This is a genomic window from Candidatus Margulisiibacteriota bacterium, from assembly GCA_028706105.1.
Lineage (GTDB): Bacteria > Margulisbacteria > Riflemargulisbacteria > GWF2-35-9 > DYQY01 > DYQY01.
This window is the reverse complement of sequence record JAQWCF010000129.1, coordinates 1-3608: the sequence shown is the minus strand read 5'-3', so window position 1 is coordinate 3608 and position 3608 is coordinate 1. Positions and strand designations below refer to the sequence as shown.

Annotated in this window: 6 protein-coding genes; 4 read left to right on the top strand and 2 right to left on the bottom strand. The window is 31.3% G+C overall.

Going from position 1 to position 3608, the window contains the following annotated elements:
- Window positions 1-306 precede the first annotated feature (306 nt).
- Both PHF25_09160 and PHF25_09155 read right to left on the bottom strand, forming a co-directional pair.
- Window positions 307-855: a hypothetical protein gene (locus PHF25_09160; protein ID MDD4528177.1), complete on the bottom strand. Its 549-nt coding sequence runs from the start codon at window positions 853-855 to the stop codon at window positions 307-309.
- A gap of 46 nt (window positions 856-901) precedes the next feature.
- The gene (locus PHF25_09155) at window positions 902-1186 is read right to left on the bottom strand and encodes a hypothetical protein (GenBank protein ID MDD4528176.1); all 285 of its coding nucleotides are present in this window, start codon (window positions 1184-1186) and stop codon (window positions 902-904) included.
- A gap of 174 nt (window positions 1187-1360) precedes the next feature.
- On the opposite strand from PHF25_09155, the gene PHF25_09150 reads away from it, so the two are divergent.
- The 4 genes from PHF25_09150 to PHF25_09135 form a co-directional block, all read left to right on the top strand.
- Window positions 1361-1774, top strand: a complete 414-nt coding sequence (locus PHF25_09150) for a helix-turn-helix transcriptional regulator (protein ID MDD4528175.1) — start codon at window positions 1361-1363, stop codon at window positions 1772-1774.
- Between the two features lie 20 nt (window positions 1775-1794).
- Window positions 1795-2352 (top strand): ImmA/IrrE family metallo-endopeptidase, encoded by a 558-nt coding sequence (locus PHF25_09145; protein ID MDD4528174.1) that lies wholly within the window; start codon window positions 1795-1797, stop codon window positions 2350-2352.
- 133 nt (window positions 2353-2485) lie between these two features.
- Window positions 2486-2716, top strand: a complete 231-nt coding sequence (locus PHF25_09140) for a hypothetical protein (protein ID MDD4528173.1) — start codon at window positions 2486-2488, stop codon at window positions 2714-2716.
- Between the two features lie 15 nt (window positions 2717-2731).
- A partial coding sequence (locus PHF25_09135) for an ATP-binding protein (protein MDD4528172.1) occupies window positions 2732-3608 on the top strand: 877 nt, incomplete at its 3' end.

The following is a 3608-nucleotide window of genomic DNA, read 5'->3' as shown; positions in this document are numbered from 1 at the left end:
ATACTTCCTTACTTACCATCACCTTGTCGCCATTTACAAAAATAAAATATTCTTTCTTTACCATTAAAAAAACCTCCTTAAATTTCTTTTTGTGTTTTGAAATTCAAGGAGGCTGGTGGAGCTCTTGTTTTATTCATTTGTTTTCACCTAATTTTGGGAATAAAAAAGCCACGAAGTAATCCGTGGCCATTCCATAATATTTAAGGCAAAAATCGCCTTATGATATTAGATTAAATTAGATGAAGTCCCATTACAGTAGCAATTAAGTACCAAACTAGTGCCAAGTTTGTCCCAACATTGTCTCAATCAGGTCTCATAGGGTTGAGCCATTTCAGCTACCATAGGTAGTTCCTGTATAGCTTGTAAGGCTTCTATGACATCTGGTAAGGCATAGCCAAAAAGCATATTCCCGAAAGCTTCTGTCGCCTTATTTAGATATCTGAAATAAGTTGACCTACTCATATTATGAACGATTAATAATTGTTCACAGGTTCTGGCTTCTTCTGTAAAGTATCTTCTTTTTAAAATCTCAGCATAAAGTTCTCCATCATTTGGATACCTACTAAGCCTCTCTAAAGATAAATCCATAAGTTCTAATAAAGATAAGCTGACATTAATATCGATTAAACTTTCTTCCAATTTTCTTACATCAACATCTGTGTCTACTTCTAAAAAACTTATAACTAAATCTTCTAAGTGTTGTCTTCTACATGCATAAACTTCTTGATCTTTCATCTGAATTCGATCTTGAACATGAAAGCTGACTTTCCTATAAAGTTTAAGTAGTAACTTTGCATTATGCTTATAGGATTCGTATGAATCTCTTGTTTCTATATTTTCTGTAATTCTTTTCAATTTTCCACCTCATAATATCTCCCTCAATAAATTTTGATGGACATCATTAAACGTCCGAAAAATCCTTATCTTTGCTAGAAAGAGCTTTTGTAATTCTATATCCGTCTTCTGTTACTCTACTGTCCTTGATTACGATGTAATCTTCTTTCTTGTATTTTGCTTTTTTATCTATAAAAATGATGCTATTGTTGGCGATGTCATGAGGAAGCACACCATCATCCTCACTTGCAATAGAACAAAAAACATCATCAGATAACATAAGTCCTGTAACGCCAACTAGTTCATCTAGAATCATTGGCTCATAATTTTCTCTAATAAATTTTGCTTTCAACGTTTCCTCCTATAATTCGTCTTTTTCGCTATATTAGATTGACTAATTAAGACTTTAAAAGTATAATATAGTCGTTGAATGTCATATTTTATATTATATTAAGTCACTTAATGGCTTATGTCAATACCATTTTAAATTTTTGAGACTTTCAATGACCATAAAGGAGGATATGAAATGAACTTCGCCCAAAAATTAAAAGATTTGAGAACAGAAAAAAACTTAACCCAAGAAGAATTAGCAAAAAAATCTGGCATCTCTATTAAATCTATTTCAAGATATGAACTTGGCGAGACGCTCCCTCGCACAAAAAAATATTATGAAAAAATCGCAAACGCTCTTGATGTCGATACAGATTATTTCCTGTCACAAGAGGCTGATTTCTTTATCAATGCTCGAAAAGAATTTGGTTACAAGGGAGCAAAAGATGCTGAAGAACTTGTTAATGGGATGATTGGACTCATGGCAGGTGGAGAACTACCAGATGAAGATAAGGCCACAATACTTGATGCAATGCAGGAAGCCTTTTATATGGCTAAGCTAGAAAATAAGAAATATACACCGAAAAAATATAGGATTGAGGAAGAATAAATTTGTAAGGAGGGTCAGCTATGAATCAAAAACGAAACCTGATTTATAATGACGTTCAAAAATTAATAGCTCATCATGGTACTCGAGACCCTCGTACTATTTTGCAAGAACGTAATGTAACTTTAATTCCGTTTAAAGAAAAAACAAAATTGCTAGGAATGTATAAAGTTATTCTTAGAAATAAGTTTGTCTTCTTCAATCCTTTCATCGATGAGCGAATTTTAAATATGGTCTTTGCTCATGAACTTGGACATGATATTTACCATTATGACCTTGCAAAGAATGAAGAGATGATTGAATATGAACTTTTTAATATTACAAGCTCGACGGAACTTGAAGCGAATCTTTTTGCATCGCATTTACTTATCGATGATAATGAATTAATTGAGTATATACAGGAAGGTAAATGCTATGAAGAGCTAGCCAGTATTTTTAACGTAAATATCAATTTGATGTTCTTTAAACTCAATGAAATGTATCGAATGGGCTACCCTATCAATCGATTAGATGTGTGTTATGACAGCAAATTCTTTTCTGAAATTGATGGAACGGATAACTCAAATCATGAATTATTTTAGTTAAGTTAACATGATCTTTTCTAGAGATGTTTAGTTTTTAAAACAATTTTGGGACATCTCGTTAGATGTTATTTGATATTATTAAAGTGTCGATAATCTCCCCCCCAAAAAGAACTTAATGAAAGGAAAAGTCATGATAGATTTAGAAGCTATAAAAACAAAAATAAGCGATGGAAAAATAGATTCTTATGTAGAATCATACCTGGCAATTTTAGATAAGCTAGACACTTTGGAAAATGAATTACGTCAAGGTAATCTAGAAAAAGAAGAAAATGATGAGATACTTGAGATGTATGATTATCTCATGGAGAAGATTGCAAACTATTATATTAAAAATCACTATAAACCTAATAATTTATCTTAAACAAAAAGGAGGATTATGAATACAAACTACTTAGAACTAATCAATGAAATACTATCTAGTTCATTAAAAGAATCTGAGATACTCGAATTTAAAGATTATAAATTTAAGGACGGTAAATTTAATTCTTTAGATTCTAAAAACATGAATACACTCATTAAGGAAATCTGTTCTTTTGCCAATGCTGACGGCGGAAAAATAATTTTAGGTATTGCCGAGGATGAAAATCATAACCCAACTAAAATATCTGATACTGGAGTTAATGTTGAAAATTTTGAAACTTGGGAACAATCTTTCCGAAATAAAATAGCTACAAAAACAGTTCCTGCTATTTATGGTATTAAACTCCACCATGTCGTAGTAAATAATGATAACTGTATTGTTATTGAAATCCCCAAAAGCATATTAAGACCTCATGCATTTGATGATGGTGAACACAAATTTTATAAACGTAATGGAAATGAATCTCGACCAATGAGATATTCTGATTTGAAAAATGGGTTTTCCGAATTAGAGATCACACAGCAAAAGATATATAACTTTATCACAGATAGAATTTCGACTATCTTAGATTCTGAAATTGATGAGTCCTTATCTGAACGTTCTTCCCTAATACTTCACGTAATACCTGAATGGTCATTAGATGTTTCTAATTTTATAGATTTGAAAAAATGCTATAATAACAGAGCTTTAAGTGTTATTTCTCCTGATTATAGTAATTACTCATACTATAATGCTGATGGTCTAATGAAAACATATGAGACAAACCATAACGGATTTTCTTCATACCTACAAATATTTACAGATGGAAAACTTGAAGCAGGTGAAATTAGGTTGTTAAATGATTTTAGAGATGAAAATCCTTTAGAAATCTATCATTGGGATCAATTAGAAA